This window comes from Cyclobacteriaceae bacterium (assembly GCA_025808415.1).
Classification (GTDB): domain Bacteria; phylum Bacteroidota; class Bacteroidia; order Cytophagales; family Cyclobacteriaceae; genus UBA2336.
Genome location: CP075525.1, coordinates 3685696 through 3708386, shown reverse-complemented (window position 1 = coordinate 3708386; position 22691 = coordinate 3685696). Strand labels below are relative to the sequence as shown.

Below are 22691 nucleotides of genomic sequence, written 5' to 3'. Positions count from 1 at the left end.
GAGCCTGACGATGAAATTGACCTTCACAGGCTCAGTCTGGCAATGCTACTATTATTTTTTTAATGGCGTCTACACAAAAATTGAAAGATTACATTCGTTCAATCGTCAGGTCGGCCTGGGCAAAAGGTTGAGTGGTTAACCGTTTGCCGGTTGCGGCATACAACGCGTTGGCCAATGCTGCACCTACGGGTGGTAAACCGGGCTCACCTAATCCTGTTGGGTCAATGCCGTTATCAACAAAGAAACACTCAATTTCTCGGGGCGCTTCGCCATTCCGTATCAGTTTGTAGTTGTGAAAGTTGCTTTGATCGGCCACGCCTTCTTTAAAAGTCATGGCACTATACATGGCATGTCCTATGCCATCCACCACGCAGCCTTCCATTTGATTTTTCGCGCCTTCAGGATTTACCACAATGCCGCAATCGGCTGCACACCACACTTTTTGAATAACGGGTTTAGTGCCTTGCATGGTGAGGTCCACAACCTGGGCAACATATGAGTTATGACAAAAGTAGGCCGATACCCCACGGCTTACGCCATCTTTCTTTGTTCCTGTCCAACCTGATTTTTGGCGCACCAGTTTAAGTACATCGGCATAACGCGCAGCATCGTAATCGTTGCGCTCGCCTACAGGTTTGGTTTGGGCGCGTTCCAGCAGTTCCAACCGGAAATCAATCGGATCTTTTCCGGCAGCTTCGGCCACTTCATCCAAAAAACTTTGTTCGGCAACGGCAATAAAGTTTGAGCGTGGCGCCCGCCAGGCACCTGTGGTAATGTTTGAATCCAGCGAATGGTTTTCAACCAGGTAGTGATCAACAGTACCAGCCGGAAAGCGATTGGCAAACACCGGGCTTTCGTGAATGCCTGCGCCCCGTATTTTCAACCCAACCAGGTTATTGTTTTTATCCAGCGCGGCCGAGTACTTAACCTTGTAGGCCGGGCGGTAAGTACCTTGTGAAATATCATCTTCGCGGGTATATACCAGTTTAACCGGTGCATTTACGCGCTTGGAAATAACGGCTGCTTCAACACCAAAATGTCCGTAAAGCCTACGCCCGAAACCCCCGCCCTGGCGGGTCATGTCAACCGTTACGTTTTCTTCAGGCAAACTGAGTACGCGTGCAACGGTTGTGCGCAATTGTTCAGGTGTTTGAATAGGGCCCACCAACTCAGCTTTGTCGGCCGTTACGTGGGCAAAGAAGTTCATAGGCTCCATGGTATTGTGCGCCAGAAAGGGTGCGCTATAGGTGCGCTCCACTACTTTCGCTGCCTTCCGGAATGCTTCATCGGGGTTGCCGTCTTTGCGTGCCGGTGTGTCAGCCTTTTTCTCCAATAGTTCGGATAAAGCCTTTTCATACTCATCGGTGTTTTCCAGTTTTGAGGTGGCTTCCCACTCAATCTTCAGGGCTTTCTTTGCTTTCATTACTTCCCATGTGCTATTGCCTACCATCACCACTAATTCGGGAAAAGCATTTACATCCGACCATTGCCGCTCAATGCCTTCCGGTAATGAGTTGATGATGAATACATCTTTAATACCGGGGAGTGCGCGTGCTTCACGATCATCTACTGATTTTGGCCGCATACCAAAAGCCGGTGCATGGGCAACCATGGCAATGAGCATCCCTTCGCGCTTAATGTCAAGGCCAAATACGGGTTCGCCTTTTATTACCTTTTTGCCATCAACATTTTTTGTTGGCTTGCCAATGAGTTTAAAATCTTTTATTGCTTTCAGCTGAACTTCTTCGGGCACTGGCAACGTGGCGGCAAGCGAGGCAACTTCTCCGTAACCAATGGATTTGCCTGATGCATTTTTGATAATGCCGTTTTCGGTTTGAAGCTCACTTACCGGAACATTCCATTGTTGGGCTGCGGCTTCAACCAGCATGCGCCTGGCGGTTGCCCCTGCTGTGCGCAAGGCTTTCCATTCCTGGCGTATCGATTGGCTTCCGCCCGCCAACTGGCGTTTGAATTTTTTTGTATCTAGAGGAGCCTGTTCAACCATCACGTTACCCCAGTCAACGTCCAACTCTTCGGCAACAATCATGGGCATGGCGGTTTTTACATTTTGGCCTATTTCGGGGTTTTGCGAGAAGATGGTAACAACGCCATTGTTGCCAACTTTCAAATAGGCATTCATATCGAACCACTCATCGGGCAAGGCCAGTTGTCCCGGTTTTTCATCACCGGGTTTGCACGACATCAGCCAGTTGAAGCCGATCATGATTCCACCACCGGCAGCAGCCGATACTTTTATAAAAGATCTTCTATTAAAATGTGTTTTTACAATTTCCATGGTGTGAGATTTAAGGGTTTAACCGGAACCGATCAGCTTATTGCTGCGGCTTGTTTGATAGCCTCGCGTATGCGCACATAGGTACCACAACGGCAGATGTTTCCATTCATCGCTGTAAAAATTTCCTCATCGCTGGGGTTCGGGTTTTTCTTGAGCAGGGCAGCAGCCGACATAATCTGGCCGGCCTGGCAATATCCGCATTGCATCACGTCAACTTCTTCCCATGCCTTTTGCACCGGATGATCTCCTTTTTCTGACAGCCCTTCAATGGTAACAACTTTACCCGTGCCTACGGCCGAGATGGGCATGGCACAGGATCGCACAGCTTCACCATCAAGATGAACCGTACAAGCACCACATTGGGCAATACCGCAACCAAATTTGGTTCCTGCCAGATCGAGCGATTCACGCAATACCCATAATAAAGGAGTATCGGGTGCAACATCTACTTCGCGGGTTTTACCATTTACATGAAGTTTGAAAATTGCCATAAAAAGGAATTTAGTGTTAAACGTAATTACCGGAGATCGAAAACTAAATAGGAATTCTAAGTTACCACACTGGCACGACAATCCACAACCTGAATTAGATAATTTGAGGCCCGGAGGGATAGACGGTTATTTTGGTTCAAATAAGCCTAAACAAACAGGAAATGGTTTGTTATGATTTTGTTAATCGGGCTAGCTCAGGAAAGATTATAGGTATTACTCGGCCCTGAGCCGATGAATATCTTTGATGAGACGATTAACATCTTCCTCAACCGTACCATCATACTTTCCGCGTATTCTTCGCTGCTTATCAATCAATAAAAAGGCGCCACTGTGAATGAACCCATCGGGCTCGGTTTTGTCAACCATGGCGGTGGCGAAATAACTGGTTTGAGCGATGTCATAAATTTTATCCTGATCACCGGTAGCGAAATGCCACTTGTCACTGGTCACCCCAAGCCGGTCGGCAAAATCGTGTAGCAGCGCAACGGTATCGTGTTCCGGATCGATGGTATGCGAGAGAATGGCTACATCGGGTAATGCCTGAATAGAGTCGTATACTCTTAGTAACTGTGTTTTCATTTTCGGGCATATGGTACGGCAGGAGGTGAAGAAGAAATCAGCCACATAAATTTTTCCGGAAAAGCTTTCATTGGTTATTACCGCGCTATCCTGATTAACAAAAGAAAAATCGGCAATGGTATGATAAACCGTATCGATAACTTTTTTACCGTCAACTTCTTTGGCCACTACTTCGCGATAGCCGAGGATGGGAAGTTTTTCGTTGACCTTTTTATCGCTTCGGCAAGCTGTAAAAAGTGATGATGTAAGTACAAGGAGAATACTCCACGCTATCGAAGATTTCATTTTATAAGGAATGATTTACTGGTTTTCAAACTAAAAGTACGGTGATTAGGTTCTTACTTTCGCAGATTTCTGAAAATAAAGTAACCCACTTCCAGGCTAAAGGTACTATTCATACCGGTATCGTCAGGCATAAGTTTTACAAAACCTGAGAAACTGCGTACAGTGGTATAAAAATTATTGAATTCGGCACTTAGCCCAAACATAAAGCCGAAATCGAAGTTGCTGAATTGAGTAGGATAGTATCGGTAATAATCGCCCGGGCTTGTATACGCCCCCTCTGTTGTTGACCCGGTTCGAAAAACAAGCTGACTTCCAATCAGCAAACGCAAGTCATTCATCCGCAACGCAGGTAACTCGTAGGACAAAAAAAGCGGGACATCAATGTTATGTGTTTTAAATTTTACATGGTAATCGCTGTGCTCAAAACCCCTTCGCGTGTACTTAAGTCCGAAATGAAAGAAGGCGCGTTCAAATACAGGAATAAAATCCTCAACACCAATAGAGTAACCGGTTATGTAAGAGAGTTCGCGATAATTATTGGAGTAATAAATACCTGAGGTATTTATACCTACAAGTAAAGTCATATCATCAAATGAATAAGGCAGATTGTTCCAGTCAATTGGCCATATTTTTTTTCTTGTTTTATTTTGATGATGTGTAACTGAATGTTCAGTCTTTATTTCCTGTGCGGCCAATACTTTTAAAGAGTCCGTTGAGTGTGTTTGTTCATGCTGCCCCACGCAATGAATCATGCTCATTAAACAAAACGATAGAAGTACAACTGCTCTACGCATCACCGATGAAATAAAAACCTTGAATAAATAAATTTAATGTTTGCATCAATCTGTAAAAGTGAAAATGTTAAAAACATCTTAAATCAGCATCAAATATTATCAATTGATAATGAATAGAAAAATTCTTTTTGTTTCTAATCTGTTTCTAATGTTGTGCAATAACTGAGCTTCGATGTAAAACTATGTGCCCGATAATGGGCTTATGCCTTATATTTAGGCAAAATTTTATTTACACAAGTTTTAACATTGATGCCCGTACAAGCACTTATAAGGATTGTAATTGCGTTAGCGCTCTTCTCTTTTTCAATTGGTGCAGTGCATGCTCAACAAGTGCGGAATTTTTCAGGTAAATATACTTTGAATGGCCGAACAACCGGAACGGCTAATTATTCATACTATCAACTTGCCAATGATTCTGTTCAGTTCCACGGACGATTTTCTTTCACTTCCGATGTGATGCAGCTTGAAGATAATAATCTGCGTCAGGTTATGGTGACAGGATTTTACCGAAGAGGGAATAAAAATGGAGAGTGGACTTACGAAACCAGTGACTTTGGAATTCGATTCAAGCGCATTACAGGTGTAAGTGTTGAGACAGCAACGGATGGTGTTATCAGCCGAATGACAGCCCGGTTTAAGGATGGGCTTGCGGATGGACGTTGGTCATTGGTAATACAGCGGGTGAAAGAAGGTAAAAAGCTTCAGCCATTTGCTAATGCAAACCTGATATTTAATGAGGGAAAGGCTGTTGGTAAGTTTACATTCTCAGATCCTTCTAACGAATCATCCTTGCAGGTGGAAGGCCATTTTGATGAGCAAGGTTACTTCGATCAAAACTGGAAGTTGAGTTATTTACATGATGGTAAGAGTTACCTGGAAAATCGTGAATATGTTTCAGGCTTTTTATTGCGCCTCACACTCACGCTAGTCGACACGCAGGAAATAATTTATGATGAGCGTTTCGATGACGTTCGGGACAAGCTTAGCCGTGTTAAGGAAAATGGTGGCACTGCGCTTGGTCTCGGCAACCGAAAATTCGGTATACTATTTAATGATGGATATACAGAATCTGATGCGAGGCTTTTGGCTCAACAAACAGGTAATGAAAAACTTCACCGGGTATTCAGCTATTTCACAGATTCTACCGGATTTTTTTTAACGCTGCCCGGGTTCAGATTACCTACTACCGGTAGTACACGTAGGTTTCAATACATCTATCCGGAGAAGGAAGATGAGCTTATTGAAATTCTTCGGCCCATAGTCAAGAATATGGAGCATGAATACGATTCTATCAAAAATTCATCGGTGCTCAGGCTTAATCAACAAAAAAATGACACGTTAGCATTTTATAACGCTTTACTTGATTTCGGAGCTAACAAAATCACAATAATCACTGAGGTGCTGAACGAGATTGAATCAGGTAAATTTGATTACGAGTTCAGGGATAATTTTTATCGGCATGGTGTTACCGGTTTGCACGGTTCCGACACCATTGGCTACGAATATAAAGGAAAACAAATCCATCAGGTTATTGAACTTTCTGACAAGGTAAACTCCCCCGATAGTCTTGTGTTGAATCTATATCGCTACACAATTGGGTTAGATGCATTTATAGCGCGATACTATGATAGTGTTAGCCCAACAATTCTTAGTCTTCAACAAGAAGATCGCATTTCCCGACTCGATGAAACAATAATCAAAGCATTGGACTCACTTTTTATAACCTATATCGGAGATCCAAGAATCAACCTCAAGGCCTCTGATGATGAGCTTCGGAAAAAATTACAACCGAACGATTTGCAGTTGGAGATTTTTAAACGATACACCCGAGACATCCTGCCAAAAAAAATGCAGGAATATGTGGATACACAAGATTATACCGCTAGAGTTAACAGAGGCAATACGATACTTGATTTGATTAAGACTGTAATTTATGTGCACGATGATCTGGCGAAAATCCCGGAATTTTCAGCTGAACTTGATAAAGTGTTTACCCGATACTCAGCAAATCCGTTTTTTCCCAGGGATTTAGAGACACGAATTAAAACTGGTATTTATAGTCGTGGTGTGGAAATTTTGCTTCCCTATATGATAGATGAGCTAATGAAAACTTCAACCAAGGAGGATCTTCTCAGTAAAGTAGATTCTATTATTCGACTAGAAGCTCGCCTTCGTGAATACGCAGAGTCAGACGAGCAAGAGACCAATAGGTTAAACTCCCGGATACGGAGAGAAAATCAGCCTGAACGAATAAGACGATTACTGGGAGTTTAATACTATGAAGCGAGTTTACTGTGACAAACGTTTTTTAAAAACCTACTTTTTCATAATTGGGTTAGTGGCTGTTTTCCCTGCTCATAGTCAACAGGAACGCGAAAAGCTTGATAACCGCATTGTATATACCAAGTACACGATTTATGATTTCTTTAAAGAAGGGAGCAAATGGGGATGGGATCTTGATGTGGTGTACCGCAGGCAATCAACATTAGGTGAAAAGGGTTTAGTTAATTCACTTCAGGAGCCTTTGCGTTTTAGTATACGTCCCTGGCTGGCGTATCAGCCAACAAAGTATACGCGCATATCTTTTAATCCAATTGGACTTTTCAACTCTGCACCTCGCTATCCATTAGAAAGCGACCTGGACAGACCTTTTGAGCGAGAACTACGCACCACATTACAGATTAATCATTCAACGTATTTCAAACGTTTTAATTTCACACATCGCTTACGCTTTGAATCGAGATGGCGTGGCATCGACAACGAAGACGGCTCTGTACACAACTGGAGGATACGGTACAGGATTCGAACAAGAATACCCCTGAACACAAACTATTTCTACACCAACAGAACGGTTTATGTCAGCCAATATTCAGAGATGCATGTTGAATTTGGCAAAAATTATGGTTTCAATAATTTCAGTCAGAACAGAAACTACCTTGGAGTGGGAGTGCGTTTCTGGGATTGGGCCAGGGTCGAAGCTGGATACATTTATCAGTTAAACGTTCGGAGTAACCTTTACCAGGTGGATGTTTCCCGAGGGCCGATGTTCTATCTCTTTATTGATTACTTAAGCAAGTTGCGCTTGAGTAATTGATTCGTTTATTCTAGTCTTCTGCGCCCATTTGCACTGAAGGACAGCACATCTCGCATCAAAATAATTTTTTGACAAGTCGAAAAAATGATATAAGATTGTGCTTAAACACTACTAAAACAGTAGACATTATAGATAATTAACAAATTCTTTACCTATGCCCCGAAATTTTACCATTACTCTATTTCTGATTTTCTCAGTTTTGTCCCTGAATCTAACTGCCCAAAGCCTGATAAAGGGGCAACTATTTGATGCCTCTTCCAACGAGCCCCTTATTGGCGCAACGGTATCCGTTAAAGGGACCGGCAGCGGGGCGGCCACGGGTTCGGATGGAAAATTTGAGTTGAAGTATTCCGGGGAATTTCCCGTTACCCTACGTATTTCTTATGTGGGGTACGATTCAAAAGAAGTAGTTGTGGATGGCAAAAACGATTTGTCTGTTTCATTGATTGTATCCAGCTCTGCGCTTACAGAAGTTTTAGTAACTGCCAGGAGAAGAAAGGAAGAAGTTCAGGATATACCCATTCCCATTACAGTGCTGGGTTCATTTCAAATTGAAAACACCGTGTCGTTTAACGTGAATCGTATAAAGGAACTTGTGCCTTCCGTTCAGCTCTACTCATCCAATCCCAGAAATACAACACTAAACATACGTGGTATTGGTTCTACCTTCGGGCTCACGAATGATGGTATTGATCCGGGTGTAGGCTTTTATGTTGATGGTGTTTACTATGCCCGTCCGGCAGCCACCACTATTGATTTTATTGACATTGAACAAATAGAAGTATTGCGCGGACCACAAGGAACGCTGTTTGGAAAAAATACTACGGCCGGTACGTTCAACATCACAACACGCAGGCCGAGCTTTAAAACTGGGGGCGACTTTGAGTTGAGTTATGGCAATTTTGGATTCACACAAGCTAAGGCTTCAGTTACCGGTCCGTTGGTAAACGATAAGCTTGCGTTGCGTGTATCCTTCACCGGCACACACCGCGATGGTTTGATTTACAATCAGGCAACGGAGAAATATGTAAACACACTGAATAACGTGGGCGTACGTGGGCAACTGTTGTACCTGCCTACGGATAAGATTGAAGTATTGTTTGCGGTGGATCATACCCGCCAGCGGCCCGATGGCTACGCACAGGTATTTGCCGGTGTGGCTCCAACGCAGCGCGCTGCCTACCGGCAATTTGAAAACATTATTGCCGACTTGAATTATGATCTTCCTACACGCAACCCATTCGACAGGGTGATTGATCATGATACGCCCTGGAAGTCGGGGCAGGACATGGGAGGCATTTCAATCAATGCTGATTTTGATTTGGGAAAAGGCAAACTGACTTCAACAACAGCCTGGCGTTATTGGACATGGGATCCGTCTAACGACAGGGATTTTACCGGGCTTCAAGGTCTGCGCTTATCACAGGCGCCATCACAGCACTATCAACTTTCGCAGGAACTCCGGTATGCCGGAGAGTTTAGCTCGAAGCTAAGTGGTGTATTTGGTGTGTTTCTTTTCAGTCAGAATTTGAAATCAGATCCGGTTCACACGGAAGAAGCCGGAAGAGATCAGTGGCGGTTTTCACAAAGCACAACAAGCAATTTATGGGCAACACCGGGCTTGTTGGATGGGTATGGAATAAAGACCACGCAATTATTTGAAAACTTCAGCGGGGCTGTTTTTGGTCAGTTGGAGTGGACTGTTTCCGATAAATTTTCTGTTTTGCCCGGCATCCGGATTAACTATGATAAGAAGAGCGTTGATTTTTCACGGGTAACGTATGGCGGGTTGGAAACGGATGATCCGGCATTGATTGCCATTAAACGGTCGGTATATAATGATCAGGCCTTTGTTGCCGATGTGAACAAAACCAATTACTCAGGCCAGTTAACTGTTTCATACAAGGCCAACAAGTTTATTAGAACGTTTGCTACCTATGCTGTTGGCTTTAAACCGGTAGGATTAAATCTTGGAGGATTACCCAGCGTTGCCGGTCAACCCCTGGTAGAACTGGCCACAATAAAGCCTGAACAGGTAAACCATGTTGAGCTGGGCATTAAAACACAACCTACGGCCAACTCAATGCTTAACCTCACCGTGTTCAACTCAGATATAAAAGACTACCAAACGTTGGTGCAGGTGGCCGATCTTTCGGTAAACCGCGGCTTCCTGGCCAATGCTGAAAAAGTACGTGTACGTGGTGTGGAAATAGATGCGAGCTACCGTTATAAAAAAGTCATCGCCTTGAATGGAGCCTTGAGTTTTACTGATGGAACCTACGTTTCATTTCCCAATGCACCACCGCCATTGGAAGGTACTGGTGGGGAAACATTCAAGGATATTTCTGGCGGACAGCTTCCGGGAATTTCAAGATGGGCTGCTACTGTTGGTGCTGAATCATCCGTTAAGGGTACACTACTTGGCCAAACAGGCGACTACTTTGTTGGTGTTGATGCGTTTTATCGTTCATCGTTCTCCTCCAGTCCTTCTCCTTCACAATACCTGAATATTGATGGCTATGCATTGCTGAACGGAAGGCTTGGTTATCGGGCCACAGAAGGGGTAACTTTATTTGTGTGGAGCAGGAATTTGCTAAACGTTAATTATTTTGAGCAGCTGTTTCCGGGCGCTGGCAATGCAGGGCACTATGCTGGTGTGCTGGGCGATCAGCGAACTTTTGGTATTACCATTCGATACAACATACAATAAGCATCTATGAAGCGATTAGCGGTTGTTTGTTTTTTTCTGGTGTTGAATCTTTATACGGAAAAATTACGCGCACAATCAGAACCACAATCTCCTGATCAAAAATCAAACTGGAATGTCGGGATGGAAGGCATGCTGGGAGCATCGGCTGGTAAAAATTTTTATTCCTTTAATGTAGGCGGACCTTCGCTGCACCTTCGGTTAACCAAAGACTTAAAAATTGGTGTTGGTGCGTTGCCATCGTTTTATGTGCGCGATGGTAAAACAGGGGCAAAACTTGGCGTTGCCCCGCGCCTTGACTACAAGAGTTGGGTGCTCATTGTTCCGTTCTTTCACTTCGATAAAACAGAAGTCTGGGTTGCATCCGCTGGACTGGGGTATAAATTCCATAAGAAAATATAGGCATGAAACCATCATTTACGGATGCGCTAAAATTCTGGCTGAAGCTTGGCTTCATCAGTTTTGGCGGCCCAGCCGGGCAGGTGGCCATCATGCACGAATACCTGGTGGATAAAAAAAAATGGATCAGTGAAAGCCGGTTTATGCATGCGTTGAACTATTGCATGATTTTACCCGGTCCGGAGGCGCAGCAACTGGCCACGTATATCGGCTGGTTGATGCACGGCACACGCGGTGGCCTGGTGGCGGGTATATTGTTTGTACTTCCATCCATGTTGATTTTACTTGGCTTAAGCGCGGTCTATGTATCGTTTGGAAATTTACCTTGGATAGCTGCTCTTTTTAACGGATTGAAACCGGCAGTAATTGCCATTGTAGTGGTGGCCTTACTCAAGATCGGTAAGCGTTCGCTGCTCAGTGTGTTTCACTATGGTGTGGCCTTAGTTGCATTTGTGTTGATTTTCTTTTTTAATGTCCCGTTTCCACTCATTATTATTGGAGCTATCGGAGTAGCTGCGGTAATGCGTAAATATTTGCCCCAACTGTTTGCAACGGGAAGCAAAGCCGTTCAGACTTCAGAAAATAATGAACTGGAGTTCTATATTAATAACACTACACGGTTAGAAGATGTCGGGTTTAATCCGCTTCGTTTCTGGAACAAGGTAATGGTTAGCGCGGTGCTATGGCTGTTGCCCATTGTATTGTTTTATTTCTTGTTAACTGATTTCGCTTTCTGGAGTAAGCTTTCGGTATTCTTTACGCAGGCTGCTTTTGTAACGTTTGGAGGCGCCTATGCCGTGTTGCCTTACGTGGCACAGGTGAGTGTGGAAAAATTTCAATGGCTTAGCAGCCTGCAAATGATTGATGGTTTGGCGTTAGGTGAAACTACACCTGGCCCGCTGATTATGATATTGGCCTTCGTAGGATTTATGGCAGGATACAATCATTTTGAGCAATCCATTGCAATGGGTGCGCTAGGTCTGGTTACTACTACCTTTTACACTTTTCTTCCATGCTTCCTGTTCATCTTTGCAGGTGCGCCAATAATTGAACGTACACAGGAAAATAAAAGCATTAAAAACATTTTATCGATTGTAACGGCTGCTGTTGTTGGTGTGGTGCTTAACTTAACGATTTACCTTAGTGTGGCCGTTATTTTTCCGAATGGGTTTGCGCTCAACCAGCTTAACTTGTTTCCCATCGTTTGGACGTTAGCTTCGTTCATTGCACTCTACAGATTTCACATAAATATGATCATCTGGATTGGTGTGAGTGCGTTGGCCGGTTTGGTGGTGTATTATTTTGGATGATGATCAGGACAGGCGAATGGTGTCACCTGCATGAACAACGCCTTTTGTAACGGCCAGCACATTGTGCCCGAAATAAATTTTGTTGTTGCGCTTCCTGTAAGTTGATAAGGTTTGTAGTGGCTCTTTACCTTTTATCCCCGTTTTAGGATCAACGGTTGTGAGCACACACCGACTACAGTTTTTGACACCTACAAATTTTACTTCGCCTATCGTAAAATTTTTCCAATGATCTTCTTCGTAAGGATCACCTCCGGTAAACACAAAGTTTGGCCTGAAGCGCTGCATGGATATTGGGTCAGGAAGCCGTTTATTCAAATCATCTAACGAAGATTGCCCAATGATTAAAAACGGATAACCATCAGCAAGACTAACCTGATCGTTTTTGATAGCATAAGCAGTATCTACCGGGCGACTATTGGTTTCAGGAAAATGCATTAACCGGCATTTCATTTTCAATTGATCGGAAAACCACTTGCTGATAGTTTGATCAACTTCAAATGCCTGTACCTGATCATCCCAAATGGTTACGGTTTCAGCATAAGTCGAATGGGTATTTATATTGAACTGAACTGATTGCTGATTGGCCTGATGCAGTATTGTTAATTGCTTATTGTTAATTGTTAATTGAAAAAGCGCCAGTTCAGGGTGTTCCCGTTGAGTTATAAACCGGTTTTGTTCATCCACCAGCATCCATCGCCTGTCATGCTCCAAGCCTTTTGGCAGCACTATGGCTTTATCTAACCGAATTCCACCCAGCGATTTTATCGGGTATATCCAAATTTCACTTAACCGTAGATCAGGCATGAACTTTCTGCTGCATTTTTTGCTAACTTATCAAAAATACCCATCATCATGACAAGCACCGCATCCTTGTGGTATTTCGAAAGTGTAAACCTGTATAATGTTCTGTGTCCGCACAAAACCAAAGAACTGGATAAGAAGCATGAGTTCAGGCAGTTTAAAAAGGATCAGTTTATTTATTTTCCCAATGACGAGGCTGATCATATCTATATGGTAGCTGAGGGTAGAGTGAAAATTGGTCATTACCTGGACGATGGAAAAGAAGTGGTGAGTTCCATCCTAACAAAAGGTGAATTTTTTGGAGAGCTTGCCTTGGCAGGTGAGGATAAGCGCAGGGATTTTGCGCAGGTAATGGATAACAACACTTCTATTTGTCCATTGAGCATTGAAGCATTGAAAGCCTTGATGAAGGATGATAAGGAACTAAGTTTTCGGTTGTTGAAACTTGTTGGGCTTCGCCTGATGCGCCTGGAGCGAAAACTTGAGTTACTCGTATTTAAAGATGCCCGAACGCGCATTGTTGAGTTCTTAAAAGATTCAGCTTCGTGGAAGGGAAAAAAGGTTGGGTATGAAACCATGATCCCCACCAAACTTACCCATAAAGATATTGCTGCCCTTACCGGAACATCACGCCAAACGGTAACCACCATTTTGAATGAACTGAAAGAGCAGAACCTGATTTATTTCGATCGCAGAAAGATTCTTATCCGCGATTTGGCGAACCTGAAGTAGTTCCTTTAATAACCTTCTTGTCGGGTGCATGACATTGTAAGAGCAACGAGAACAGAACTTTATCAGACTATAAATGTTTAACTTGTACTAACATCAGGCAGATTATGAATAAGAGTATCATATTATTAACCTCATTTTTATTTTACGCGTGTATGAATTTCGGACAAGACATGAAATCAAAAATTATTGAAAAGGAGAAGCCGGTAGTGGCCGAGCAGAAAGTTTTTAAAACAGAGGAGGAATGGAAGAAAACCCTTACTCCCGAACAGTATCAGGTGCTTCGTCAAAAAGGTACAGAGCGCGCCTATACAGGTAAGTATTACAAGACCAACGACAAAGGTGTTTATTCGTGTGCGGCTTGCGATGCTGAATTATTTACATCCGATATGAAATTTGATTCCGATTGCGGGTGGCCCAGTTTTGATAAAGCCATGGAAGGCGGAAAGATCAAATATGAAGTTGACCGCGCACACGGCTGGGTACGTACCGAGATTATGTGTGCCAATTGTGGTTCTCACTTGGGTCATGTTTTTGATGACGGACCCACCATTACCGGAAAGCGATACTGTGTAAACTCCGTGTCACTCAATTTTTATAAAGAAAAGAAAGAGGAGAAGAAATAAGTAACCGATGAATCGAATGTTAGTGCCTTTAGACTTTGTCACTAAAACCAGGTAAGTCACTATTTATAAAGCTTCTGATAGTATTCATCAGCCATGCGGGCAGAATCAAAGAACGGCACTACATCTTTCATTCCGGCCTTCATCATTTTAACCCACCTGTCAGGGTTTTTATAATACAACGGAATTACTTCATTCTCCAATAAATCGTAAAGCCTGTTGGCTTCTTCCTTGTCTTTATCAGCCACGGAAAGATTATCGGGTGCCGGCTCAATTATAAAGGCATTCTTCCCATGCTTGGCAAATTCAGGCACCCATCCATCGGGGATGGAGCAATTGATGGAGCCGTTCATGGCGGCTGTCATACCTGAAGTGCCGGACGCTTCGTGGTATAACCTTGGATTGTTCAGCCACACATCCGAGCCTCTTTTTAAGTGGCCGGAAAGCCATAATTCGTAGCCGGTTAAAATGGTGCAGTTTTTAAAGCCTTGAATTTTCCAATGGATTTCGTTGAAGATATTGATGCTTTCGAAATCTTCCGGGTAAGGTTTTCCTGCCCAGATGATCTGAACGGGGAATTCTTTGTTCGACACAATTCTGGTAAACCGTTCAAAATCGCGAAGCAACAGGTTGGCCCGTTTGTAACCGGCAAACCGCCTGGCCCATACAAGGGTTAAAATATTTTCATCAAATAATTTTCCGGTTTGATTGGCCACCACACGGAACAATTTTTTCTTGAGCATTTTTTTTCGGCTCACCAGTTTCGCATCATCATCTTTGGCCAACGCCTTCTCAAGCATATAATCGTGCCAATAGGTTTTGTTTTGTGCGTTGGTAATGGCATCAATGGAGCAAATGCCTTTAAAATCCTTCCACATGTTGCGGGCTACTTCACCATGCAACTGCGAAACACCATTTGCTTTTTTGGCAATTCGTAATGCTGTAAGCGTATAGTTTAAGGTACCGTTTTCAGGATAAACATATTCTTCAACCTGTTTCATGGATAACCCGTTGAAGAAACTCATTTTTTCCAGCAACGTAATGTTGTGTTCTTCGTTGCCGGCTTTTTCGGGTGTGTGGGTGGTGAATACAACGCGCCTGCGCACTTCCTCCAGGCTTTTAAATTTATCGAGCAGGTAGAAACAAAGCGGAAGAGCGTGACCTTCGTTCATGTGATAGATCTCAGTTTCGCGGCCCAACACCTCCAGCAATTTCGCGCCACCGGCACCCAATAAAATAGATTGAGAAATACGGGTTGCTTCATTGGGGTCGTATAACCGGTGACTGATCGTTCGGGCCAGGTGATCGTTCTCTTCTATATCGGTGGTTAACAGAAATACCGGGGCGCTTTTAAATACGTTCGGCTTCAACAGGAATGCCTTTACATAAACACGTGCATCATGTATGGTTATGGGAAACAGAATTCCGGTATCCGTTAAAAAAGAATATTCCTTGTTGCGAAATCCAACCCGCATGCTTTGGTCTTCGTTGCGCTCTTGATCATAATAGCCCTTCTTCCAAAGTATGCCAATACCAACCATATTCTGCTTTAACTCGAAGGCACTGCGCATATGCGAGCCTGCCAAAAAGCCAAGACCGCCAGAATAAATTTTCAACGGCTGATCGATGGCAAACTCCATGGAGAAGTAAGCCACAGGTTTGGCGTACTGCTTATTGAATTTGTAAGGGAATAGGTTAACCAGGTCAAACATAGATTAGGATTAAAGGACGCGAAGCTAACAAATCAGGCGCGAATGGGTTCAATGTTTTTAAAAAGAGGTTTTTGCAAACGATTGAGAAAGCACATTCAGGGTGACAAAGTTTTTAACATAGCTTGCAAGGAATTGAAAACGCGATCGTGAACAATCCATTCAACTTGGTTTTCATGATGCATGATGCGGATAGCTATAGGTGCTGTTGGATCAACGGAATAACCACTTCGCTCCAGCGCATTTTTCGTCCACAAGTATTCGTGACCTTCCCCTTCCAGGGCTACCGAGACATTGCGCCAGGCTTGATGAAAAACTTTGCCGGTTTTTAAATCGAATCCTTTAAACTGGAAAATATCATCAAAGGCTCCATTCAACACCATGTCTTCCGGTATGCCGGTAAGGATGTTTTTGTTTTTGCCCGCAAGCCAGATTGTGTCGGCTGTTTGCAGCGCCAGGTCCAGTTCGTGTGTTGCCACTAAAATTCCCTTACCTGAATAATGTGCGAGGTTGCGAAGCAGGTTCATGATTTCTACACGATTGTTCAGGTCAAGGTGTGCTGTGGGTTCATCTAAAAGCAACAGGGGTGTATCCTGTGCAAGGGCACGAGCAATCATAGCCATTTGCATCTGCCCATCGCTTAATTCATAAAGTCTTTTTTGCGCCAGGTTTCCAATGTGTGTTTGTGCGATGGCTTGGTGAATAATGTTGATATCTGTCGCAGTGAGTTTTAAATTCCAATCGAGGTAAGGATATCGGCCATAGGTTACCAATTCCTGAACAGTCATGTTTACGGCCGTAATGCGGTCTGTAAGTACCAGGGAGATGTTTTTTTCAATGCCCGTTACAATTTCTTTTTGTGAGGTGTGCACGCTGCCCTTAATGGGTAACTGCAATTGGGCGAGCGTACGAATCAAGGTTGACTTGCCTATTCCATTTGGCCCCATAAAACAAACAAGTTCACCTTGGTGAATGGCCAGGTTAAGGTTATCGAGCAGGCGGTTATCTACACCGCCAACCTTGTAGCCAACAGCGAGTCCATCAGTCCATAATAATTTCTTTGGCAAAGGATTTTCAGGTCGCTTCATACCCGAACCTTTTTACTTCTAACAATAACCCAAATAACCACTGGTGCACCTACCAATGAAGTGATGGCGTTGATGGGTAGCACCAAAGAACTACCTGGTAATTGCGCCACGGTATCACAAAGCAGCATCACAGCAGCACCGGTTAGTGTGGTGCCCGGAATCAGAACCCTGTGATTGGTGGTATGGATAACCAGCCGTGCAAGATGGGGTACGGCCAGCCCTATAAAAGCTATCGGCCCGCAAAAAGCGGTAACAGATCCTGCCAACACACTGGTGCTGATAATGATGAGGATCCTAGCCCGATGTAAATTAATCCCCAAAGCCTGTGCATAGTTGTTACCCAAAAGCCAGGCATTCAATGGTTTGGAAAGAAGGAATGATAAGGTGAGACCAATCAGAAATACCACACCCAGCAAGAAGACTTCCGGCCAGTTTAACCCACCCATGTTCCCGAAGGTCCAAACCAAAAAATAATGCTGATCTTCAGAACGGCTGGTAAACTGAAGTATGCTAACCACCGATGAGGTTGCTGCGCCAATCATTAAACCGATCAAAAGAAGTGAAGTATTGTCTTTTACCCGATTGGCAACACCCAGTACAACCATAAAGATAAGGGCAGAACCAACCGAGGCGGCAAAAGCTATTGAGAAAGGGCCGGTAATGAGTGATAAAGCGGCAGGGCTGGTCATTACCAAAATGGCAACAGCCAAGCTTGCCCCCGAACTTAATCCAAGTACATCTGGCCCGGCCAAAGGGTTTCGAAAGAGGGTTTGCATCATCAATCCGCCAAGCGCAAGTGAACTGCCGGCAAAAACACACGTCATGGCCTTTGTAAGCCTGAAGTCAATAAGTATTTGTTGCCATACGGGGTTTTCCGGGTCAGCTCCAAAAAGTATTGAAAGCGTGTCCTTTACCGGGATTTCAACACTTCCCAATGAAAGATTAACCAGAAATAACAGGACGAGAAGCGCTGATAAAAATAACCATGGGTACAGGGTGAAAAGTCTTTTCATTCGGTAATCCGGCTCGGCAATGATACTTAAAAACCAGCTTTTTTGATCCCTGGATCGTCATGCCAGAGAAGTCCCCTGGGCATCCTAAAAATTTTAAATGCCACATTTGTTAACTACCCTTTATCTCATATCTTTGCAGTCCTTTTTGCGTCAAGATGGCGCAAAATCCTGAAAAACAGCATAAAAAGGTTTCAACCATGCCTGGAATTATAGGACGAAAAGTAGGAATGACCAGTGTTTACGGACCGCAAGGCGAAAATATTGCCTGTACGGTTATCGAAGCAGGTCCCTGCGTAGTCACACAAGTAAAAAACGTAGAAACTGATGGCTACCGTGCCGTTCAGTTAGCCTTTGGTGAGAAGAAGGAAAAAAATTCTACACGCGCTCACCTTGGTCATGTAAAAAAGGCCAACACAACTCCCAAGCGTAACATTATTGAGTTTCGCGACTTCCGTAAAGAATTTGACGGATTCATCGAGCTTGGCAAGGAAGTTCGCGTTCAGGATGTTTTCAAGGAAGGTGACTTCCTGGATGCCGTAGGTACCTCAAAAGGTAAAGGTTTTCAGGGTGTTGTAAAGCGTCACGGCTTTAGTGGTGTGGGTGAAGCTACCCACGGCCAGCACAACCGCTTGCGCGCACCCGGTTCAATGGGTAATGCTTCGTTTGCTTCACGTGTACCAAAAGGAAAACGTTTGGCAGGCCGCATGGGTAACGATCGTGTAAAGGTTACAAACCTTCAGGTTGTAAAAATAATGCCCGACCAAAATCTGATTGTTGTTAGTGGCTCTGTTCCAGGAGCTAAAAACTCAACTATAATCCTACAGAAGTAATGGAAGTCAGCATCGTAAAATATAGTGGAGAGCAAACCGGTAAGAAAGTGAATCTTTCCGATGCCGTGTTTGCCATTGAACCTAATGATCATGCCATCTATCTGGATGTAAAGAGTTTCCTCGCTAACCAGCGCCAGGGAACACACAAATCCAAGCAACGTAACGAGATTGCCGGATCCAGCAAGAAGATCAAAAAGCAAAAGGGTACAGGCGGAGCGCGTGCAGGTAATATTAAAAACCCTCAGTTTAAAGGTGGTGGACGTGTGTTTGGCCCACAGCCCCGCGACTACTCATTTAAGCTAAACAAGAAAGTAAAAGACCTTGCACGTAAGTCTGCACTTACCTACAAGGCTAAAGATAATGCCATTGCCGTTCTGGAGGATTTCAATTTTGAAGCCCCGAAGACCAAGCAATACATTAACCTGCTTAATGCACTATCACTTAGCGACAAGAAAACCTTGCTGGTTTTGTCTGAAGCGAGTAAGAATGTTGTGTTATCCGGACGGAATTTAAAAAATGCAAAAATCACCACGGCCGATCAAATCAATACCTATGATGTGATGAATGCCGACAACGTAATTTTTGTAGAGAGCTCTGTAAGCAAGGTTGAAAACCTATTAAACAAAGAATCATGAGCGTACTAAAGAAGCCCCTGGTTACTGAAAAGGTATCTGCTTTGAATGAAAAGGGCAAATACGGCTTCCTTGTAGACATTGAAGCCAACAAAGTTGAAATAAAGAAAGCTGTTGAAAAACAGTATGGCGTAACGGTTGAGCAGGTAAACACCATGCGCGTAATGGGTAAACAAAAATCCCGTTACACCAAAGCTGGTGTGCTTACAGGCCGCAAGCCTAATTATAAGAAGGCCATTGTAACACTGGCTGAAGGAGAAGTAATTGATTTTTACAGCAACGTATAATTTTTGAGCGATGGCGTTGAAAAAATTAAAGCCGGTAACACCAGGAACGCGACACAGACTCGCTCCTTCTTTTGATGACATAACCTCATCGAAGCCGGAGAAATCTTTGTTGAATACACGGAAAAAAACCGGAGGAAGAAACAATAACGGAAGAATGACCATGCGCTATATTGGCGGTGGACATAAGCAGAAGCTTCGTGTTATCGATTTTAAACGCGACAAATCCGGTGTACCGGCAACCGTTAAATCAATCGAATATGATCCAACCCGTTCAGCACGCATAGCTTTGCTATTCTATGCTGATGGTGCCAAGTCTTATATAATTGCTCCTTCAGGTTTAAAAGTTGGGCAAGAGGTAGTAGCTGGTGCCGATGTGGCGCCCGAGGTTGGAAACGCGCTGCCGCTCTCTAAAATTCCTTTAGGTACAGTTGTGCATAATGTAGAGTTGAAGCCTGGCAAAGGCGGGGCAATTGCCCGCAGTGCAGGTTCATTCGTACAACTGTTGGCCCGCGAAAATGGCGTGGCAACATTAAAAATGCCTTCTGGTGAAATGCGTACCGTGTTGGAGGTATGCCAGGCAACTGTTGGGTCAGTATCCAATGCTGATCACATGAATGAAAGCGTAGGTAAAGCTGGTCGTACGCGGTGGAAGGGTAAACGCCCTCGTACCCGTGCCGTTGCCATGAACCCGGTTGATCACCCGATGGGGGGTGGTGAAGGACGTGCATCCGGAGGACACCCACGTTCACGCAAGGGCTTAATTGCCAAGGGTAAGAAAACTCGTCACCCGAAGAAATATTCAGATCGACAAATTATATCCAGGAGGAAAAAATAATGGGACGCTCGATTAAAAAAGGACCGTATTGCGATTTCCGTCTGCTCAAGAAGGTGGAAGCAACCGAAAAGTCTGGTAAGAAATCCGTGATCAAAACATGGTCGCGCAGGTCAACAATAACCCCAGAAATGATCGGCCATACGTTTGCGGTTCACAATGGAAATAAGTTTATACCGGTTTACGTAACCGAAAATATGGTAGGCCATAAACTTGGTGAATTTGCACCAACGCGCACATTTAAAGGTCACTCCGGTAATAGAAAAGAAGCTTAGTAATCATGGAAGCTGTAGCGAAAAAGACTAAAAAGTCAGTTTTAAAAAGAGAGAAGCGCGATGCCAAAAAGGAAGCCGCTAAAACCGGCCCTGTGGTAGCCAAGCTAAAAAATGTGCCTACATCCCCGCGCAAAATGCGGCTTGTTGCCGATTTGATCCGTGGTGAACGTGTTAGCAAGGCTCTCAATATATTGAAATACGAGCCTAAAGTAGGTTCATTTAAACTGGAGAAACTTCTTCTTTCAGCTATTGCCAACTGGGAAAACAAAAACCAGGAAACAAAACTTGAAGAAGCTGATCTGTTTGTAAAAGATATTTGGGTTGACGGAGGCCGGATTTTAAAGAGGCTTCGTCCAGCCCCGCAAGGCAGGGCCCACCGGGTGCGCAAGCGTTCAAACCACGTAACCCTTGTGTTGGACAGTTTAAAAAATGCTGAAGTAGTAACAACTGAAAAAGAAACAAAGGAATAATGGGACAGAAAATTAATCCTGTAGGATTTCGCTTAGGTATCGTTAGGGGTTGGGACTCGAACTGGTACGGTGGTAATACCTTCTCTGATAAATTGGTAGAAGACCAGAAGATCAGGAAGTACATAAATGCCCGTATTCCTAAAGGCGGCATCGCCAAAATAGTTATCGAACGCACATTAAAGCGCATCACGCTAACCATCCATACTGCACGCCCAGGTGTAGTTATCGGAAAAGGTGGTACTGAAGTAGATAAGATTAAGGAGGAGTTGAAGCAAATTACCGGTAAAGATGTTCAGATCAATATTTACGAAATCAAGCGTCCTGAATTGGATGCCAAGCTGGTAGGTGAATCAATCGCACAACAAATCGAAGCCCGTATCTCGTATAAGCGTGCCATGAAGCAAGCCATTGCTTCAGCCATAAGGGTTGGTGCCGAGGGTATAAAAATTAAAGTTTCAGGCCGTTTGGCAGGTGCCGATATGGCACGTACCGAACAGTACAAAGAAGGAAGAATTCCTTTGCACACGTTACGTGCAGATATTGACTACGCTGTTTCTGAAGCGCAAACTGTGTACGGAAAAATCGGTATCAAAGTTTGGATTTTTAAAGGTGAGGTCTATGGCAAGCGTGATTTGTCGCCTAACGTAGGTATTGTTAGCAACGCTGCCGGTAACCAAAGCACTACAGGTAATGAGCGTGGAGGTGGCGATCGCGGAGGAAGAAGAAGGCCCAACGAAGGCCGTGGCGGAAACCGCGGTGGACGCGGAGGAGAAAACCGTAGAGAGAAACGATAGTATTAAGAAGTATAAAGTAAGGTAGCAATGTTACAACCGAAACGTACGAAGTTTAGAAAAATGCAAAAGGGGCGCGTGAAGGGCATGGCCACACGCGGACATACCATCGCATTTGGATCCTTTGGCCTTAAAAGCCTGGAGGGTGGATGGATCACCTCTCGCCAACTGGAAGCTGCCCGTATTGCCGTTACGCGTTTTATGAAGCGCGAAGGCCAGGTTTGGATTCGCATTTTTCCGGATAAGCCCATTACACAAAAGCCTGCCGAAGTTCGTATGGGTAAAGGTAAAGGCGCACCCGAATACTGGGTAGCGGTTATCAAGCCAGGTACGATTCTTTTTGAAGCAGGCGGTGTAAACATGGCTACTGCGAAAGAGGCCTTGCGTTTGGCAGAAGGCAAGTTGCCCATCAAAACCAAGTTCACTGTTAGAAGGGATTACGTAGAATAGTTAAAGCCATGAAGAGCAACGAGATAAAAGATTTAAGCGTGGTGGAGCTGCGTGAAAAAATTGGCAGCGAAAAGGAAGCATTGCGCAAAATGAAATTCGCGCATCAGGTTTCAGCTATTGAAAACCCGATGAAGATAAGGGAAACAAGGAAACTCATAGCCCGGCTGAATACCGAACTACGAGCTAAAGAACTTCAAAAATAGTCC

24 protein-coding genes are annotated in these 22691 nt (G+C 44.1%); 16 read left to right on the top strand and 8 right to left on the bottom strand.

Features of this window, described 5'->3' with window-relative positions; translation table 11 throughout:
- Positions 1–88: 88 nt before the first annotated feature.
- From KIT51_16440 to KIT51_16425, 4 genes are all read right to left on the bottom strand, one after another.
- The gene (locus KIT51_16440; protein UYN86432.1) at positions 89–2296 is read right to left on the bottom strand and encodes a xanthine dehydrogenase family protein molybdopterin-binding subunit; all 2208 of its coding nucleotides are present in this window, start codon (positions 2294–2296) and stop codon (positions 89–91) included.
- Between the two features lie 32 nt (positions 2297–2328).
- Positions 2329–2781 carry a (2Fe-2S)-binding protein gene (locus KIT51_16435; protein UYN88613.1) on the bottom strand — a complete coding sequence of 151 codons (453 nt, stop codon included), beginning with the start codon at positions 2779–2781 and terminating at the stop codon, positions 2329–2331.
- Positions 2782–3000: 219 nt separating this feature from the next.
- Positions 3001–3651: an SCO family protein gene (locus tag KIT51_16430; protein UYN86431.1), complete on the bottom strand. Its 651-nt coding sequence runs from the start codon at positions 3649–3651 to the stop codon at positions 3001–3003.
- A 53-nt stretch (positions 3652–3704) separates the two neighbouring features.
- Positions 3705–4445, bottom strand: coding sequence for an outer membrane beta-barrel protein (locus tag KIT51_16425; GenBank protein UYN86430.1), 741 nt, complete (start codon positions 4443–4445; stop codon positions 3705–3707).
- A gap of 249 nt (positions 4446–4694) precedes the next feature.
- Between KIT51_16425 and KIT51_16420 the strand changes: the two genes are divergently transcribed.
- The 5 genes from KIT51_16420 (at position 4695) to chrA (ending at position 11955) form a co-directional block, all read left to right on the top strand.
- Positions 4695–6719, top strand: coding sequence for a hypothetical protein (locus KIT51_16420; GenBank protein UYN86429.1), 2025 nt, complete (start codon positions 4695–4697; stop codon positions 6717–6719).
- 4 nt (positions 6720–6723) lie between these two features.
- Positions 6724–7539, top strand: coding sequence for a DUF2490 domain-containing protein (locus KIT51_16415; protein UYN86428.1), 816 nt, complete (start codon positions 6724–6726; stop codon positions 7537–7539).
- A gap of 154 nt (positions 7540–7693) precedes the next feature.
- Positions 7694–10249 carry a TonB-dependent receptor gene (locus tag KIT51_16410; protein UYN86427.1) on the top strand — a complete coding sequence of 852 codons (2556 nt, stop codon included), beginning with the start codon at positions 7694–7696 and terminating at the stop codon, positions 10247–10249.
- A gap of 6 nt (positions 10250–10255) precedes the next feature.
- On the top strand, positions 10256–10648 hold the full coding sequence (locus KIT51_16405) for a hypothetical protein (protein UYN86426.1): 393 nt from the start codon (positions 10256–10258) through the stop codon (positions 10646–10648).
- Positions 10649–10650: 2 nt separating this feature from the next.
- Positions 10651–11955, top strand: a complete 1305-nt coding sequence (gene chrA / locus KIT51_16400) for a chromate efflux transporter (GenBank protein UYN86425.1) — start codon at positions 10651–10653, stop codon at positions 11953–11955.
- Positions 11956–11958: 3 nt separating this feature from the next.
- On the opposite strand, the gene KIT51_16395 is transcribed toward chrA, so the two are convergent.
- On the bottom strand, positions 11959–12759 hold the full coding sequence (locus KIT51_16395; protein UYN86424.1) for an MOSC domain-containing protein: 801 nt from the start codon (positions 12757–12759) through the stop codon (positions 11959–11961).
- A gap of 48 nt (positions 12760–12807) precedes the next feature.
- On the opposite strand from KIT51_16395, the gene KIT51_16390 reads away from it, so the two are divergent.
- Together KIT51_16390 and msrB are read left to right on the top strand one after the other, a co-directional pair.
- Complete coding sequence (locus KIT51_16390) at positions 12808–13488, top strand: Crp/Fnr family transcriptional regulator (protein ID UYN86423.1); 681 nt, start codon at positions 12808–12810, stop codon at positions 13486–13488.
- A gap of 104 nt (positions 13489–13592) precedes the next feature.
- A complete protein-coding gene (msrB, locus tag KIT51_16385; GenBank protein ID UYN86422.1) occupies positions 13593–14111 on the top strand; it encodes a peptide-methionine (R)-S-oxide reductase MsrB in 519 nt (172 codons plus the stop codon).
- Positions 14112–14170: 59 nt separating this feature from the next.
- Here msrB and glgP read toward each other — a convergent pair whose 3' ends face one another.
- The 3 genes from glgP to KIT51_16370 form a co-directional block, all read right to left on the bottom strand.
- Positions 14171–15820 carry an alpha-glucan family phosphorylase gene (gene glgP / locus KIT51_16380; protein ID UYN86421.1) on the bottom strand — a complete coding sequence of 550 codons (1650 nt, stop codon included), beginning with the start codon at positions 15818–15820 and terminating at the stop codon, positions 14171–14173.
- Between the two features lie 95 nt (positions 15821–15915).
- Positions 15916–16905, bottom strand: coding sequence for an ABC transporter ATP-binding protein (locus KIT51_16375; GenBank protein UYN86420.1), 990 nt, complete (start codon positions 16903–16905; stop codon positions 15916–15918).
- Positions 16902–17918, bottom strand: coding sequence for an iron ABC transporter permease (locus KIT51_16370; GenBank protein ID UYN86419.1), 1017 nt, complete (start codon positions 17916–17918; stop codon positions 16902–16904). Before KIT51_16370 ends, KIT51_16375 begins: the two co-directional genes overlap by 4 nt.
- A 197-nt stretch (positions 17919–18115) precedes the next feature.
- Here KIT51_16370 and rplC point away from each other — a divergent pair, with 197 nt between their 5' ends.
- From rplC to rpmC, 9 genes are read left to right on the top strand one after another with little or no spacing between them, the layout of a single operon-like run.
- The gene (rplC, locus tag KIT51_16365; protein UYN86418.1) at positions 18116–18748 is read left to right on the top strand and encodes a 50S ribosomal protein L3; all 633 of its coding nucleotides are present in this window, start codon (positions 18116–18118) and stop codon (positions 18746–18748) included.
- Positions 18748–19383 (top strand): 50S ribosomal protein L4, encoded by a 636-nt coding sequence (gene rplD, locus KIT51_16360; GenBank protein UYN86417.1) that lies wholly within the window; start codon positions 18748–18750, stop codon positions 19381–19383. The genes rplC and rplD overlap by 1 nt, the downstream gene beginning before the upstream one ends.
- On the top strand, positions 19380–19667 hold the full coding sequence (rplW, locus tag KIT51_16355) for a 50S ribosomal protein L23 (protein ID UYN86416.1): 288 nt from the start codon (positions 19380–19382) through the stop codon (positions 19665–19667). Before rplD ends, rplW begins: the two co-directional genes overlap by 4 nt.
- 10 nt (positions 19668–19677) lie before the next feature.
- A complete protein-coding gene (gene rplB, locus KIT51_16350; GenBank protein ID UYN86415.1) occupies positions 19678–20502 on the top strand; it encodes a 50S ribosomal protein L2 in 825 nt (274 codons plus the stop codon).
- Positions 20502–20774, top strand: a complete 273-nt coding sequence (gene rpsS / locus KIT51_16345) for a 30S ribosomal protein S19 (GenBank protein ID UYN86414.1) — start codon at positions 20502–20504, stop codon at positions 20772–20774. Before rplB ends, rpsS begins: the two co-directional genes overlap by 1 nt.
- Before the next feature lie 5 nt (positions 20775–20779).
- Entirely contained in the window at positions 20780–21244 is a 465-nt protein-coding gene (rplV, locus tag KIT51_16340) for a 50S ribosomal protein L22 (protein ID UYN86413.1), read from the top strand.
- Positions 21244–22038, top strand: coding sequence for a 30S ribosomal protein S3 (rpsC, locus tag KIT51_16335; protein ID UYN86412.1), 795 nt, complete (start codon positions 21244–21246; stop codon positions 22036–22038). The genes rplV and rpsC overlap by 1 nt, the downstream gene beginning before the upstream one ends.
- Before the next feature lie 27 nt (positions 22039–22065).
- Positions 22066–22485, top strand: a complete 420-nt coding sequence (rplP, locus tag KIT51_16330) for a 50S ribosomal protein L16 (GenBank protein ID UYN86411.1) — start codon at positions 22066–22068, stop codon at positions 22483–22485.
- Between the two features lie 8 nt (positions 22486–22493).
- Positions 22494–22688, top strand: coding sequence for a 50S ribosomal protein L29 (rpmC, locus tag KIT51_16325; protein UYN86410.1), 195 nt, complete (start codon positions 22494–22496; stop codon positions 22686–22688).
- Positions 22689–22691 lie beyond the last annotated feature (3 nt).

Bases quoted from the DNA above. Each gene is read 5' to 3' on its own strand.
- KIT51_16440 (UYN86432.1), bottom strand. From the start codon at position 2,296: ATGGAAATTGTAAAAACACATTTTAATAGAAGATCTTTTATAAAAGTA.
- KIT51_16430 (UYN86431.1), bottom strand. From the start codon at position 3,651: ATGAAATCTTCGATAGCGTGGAGTATTCTCCTTGTACTTACATCATCA.
- KIT51_16425 (UYN86430.1), bottom strand. From the start codon at position 4,445: ATGCGTAGAGCAGTTGTACTTCTATCGTTTTGTTTAATGAGCATGATT.
- KIT51_16420 (UYN86429.1), top strand. From the start codon at position 4,695: ATGCCCGTACAAGCACTTATAAGGATTGTAATTGCGTTAGCGCTCTTC.
- KIT51_16415 (UYN86428.1), top strand. From the start codon at position 6,724: ATGAAGCGAGTTTACTGTGACAAACGTTTTTTAAAAACCTACTTTTTC.
- KIT51_16410 (UYN86427.1), top strand. From the start codon at position 7,694: ATGCCCCGAAATTTTACCATTACTCTATTTCTGATTTTCTCAGTTTTG.
- KIT51_16405 (UYN86426.1), top strand. From the start codon at position 10,256: ATGAAGCGATTAGCGGTTGTTTGTTTTTTTCTGGTGTTGAATCTTTAT.
- chrA (UYN86425.1), top strand. From the start codon at position 10,651: ATGAAACCATCATTTACGGATGCGCTAAAATTCTGGCTGAAGCTTGGC.
- KIT51_16395 (UYN86424.1), bottom strand. From the start codon at position 12,759: ATGCCTGATCTACGGTTAAGTGAAATTTGGATATACCCGATAAAATCG.
- KIT51_16390 (UYN86423.1), top strand. From the start codon at position 12,808: ATGACAAGCACCGCATCCTTGTGGTATTTCGAAAGTGTAAACCTGTAT.
- msrB (UYN86422.1), top strand. From the start codon at position 13,593: ATGAATAAGAGTATCATATTATTAACCTCATTTTTATTTTACGCGTGT.
- glgP (UYN86421.1), bottom strand. From the start codon at position 15,820: ATGTTTGACCTGGTTAACCTATTCCCTTACAAATTCAATAAGCAGTAC.
- KIT51_16375 (UYN86420.1), bottom strand. From the start codon at position 16,905: ATGAAGCGACCTGAAAATCCTTTGCCAAAGAAATTATTATGGACTGAT.
- KIT51_16370 (UYN86419.1), bottom strand. From the start codon at position 17,918: ATGAAAAGACTTTTCACCCTGTACCCATGGTTATTTTTATCAGCGCTT.
- rplC (UYN86418.1), top strand. From the start codon at position 18,116: ATGCCTGGAATTATAGGACGAAAAGTAGGAATGACCAGTGTTTACGGA.
- rplD (UYN86417.1), top strand. From the start codon at position 18,748: ATGGAAGTCAGCATCGTAAAATATAGTGGAGAGCAAACCGGTAAGAAA.
- rplW (UYN86416.1), top strand. From the start codon at position 19,380: ATGAGCGTACTAAAGAAGCCCCTGGTTACTGAAAAGGTATCTGCTTTG.
- rplB (UYN86415.1), top strand. From the start codon at position 19,678: ATGGCGTTGAAAAAATTAAAGCCGGTAACACCAGGAACGCGACACAGA.
- rpsS (UYN86414.1), top strand. From the start codon at position 20,502: ATGGGACGCTCGATTAAAAAAGGACCGTATTGCGATTTCCGTCTGCTC.
- rplV (UYN86413.1), top strand. From the start codon at position 20,780: ATGGAAGCTGTAGCGAAAAAGACTAAAAAGTCAGTTTTAAAAAGAGAG.
- rpsC (UYN86412.1), top strand. From the start codon at position 21,244: ATGGGACAGAAAATTAATCCTGTAGGATTTCGCTTAGGTATCGTTAGG.
- rplP (UYN86411.1), top strand. From the start codon at position 22,066: ATGTTACAACCGAAACGTACGAAGTTTAGAAAAATGCAAAAGGGGCGC.
- rpmC (UYN86410.1), top strand. From the start codon at position 22,494: ATGAAGAGCAACGAGATAAAAGATTTAAGCGTGGTGGAGCTGCGTGAA.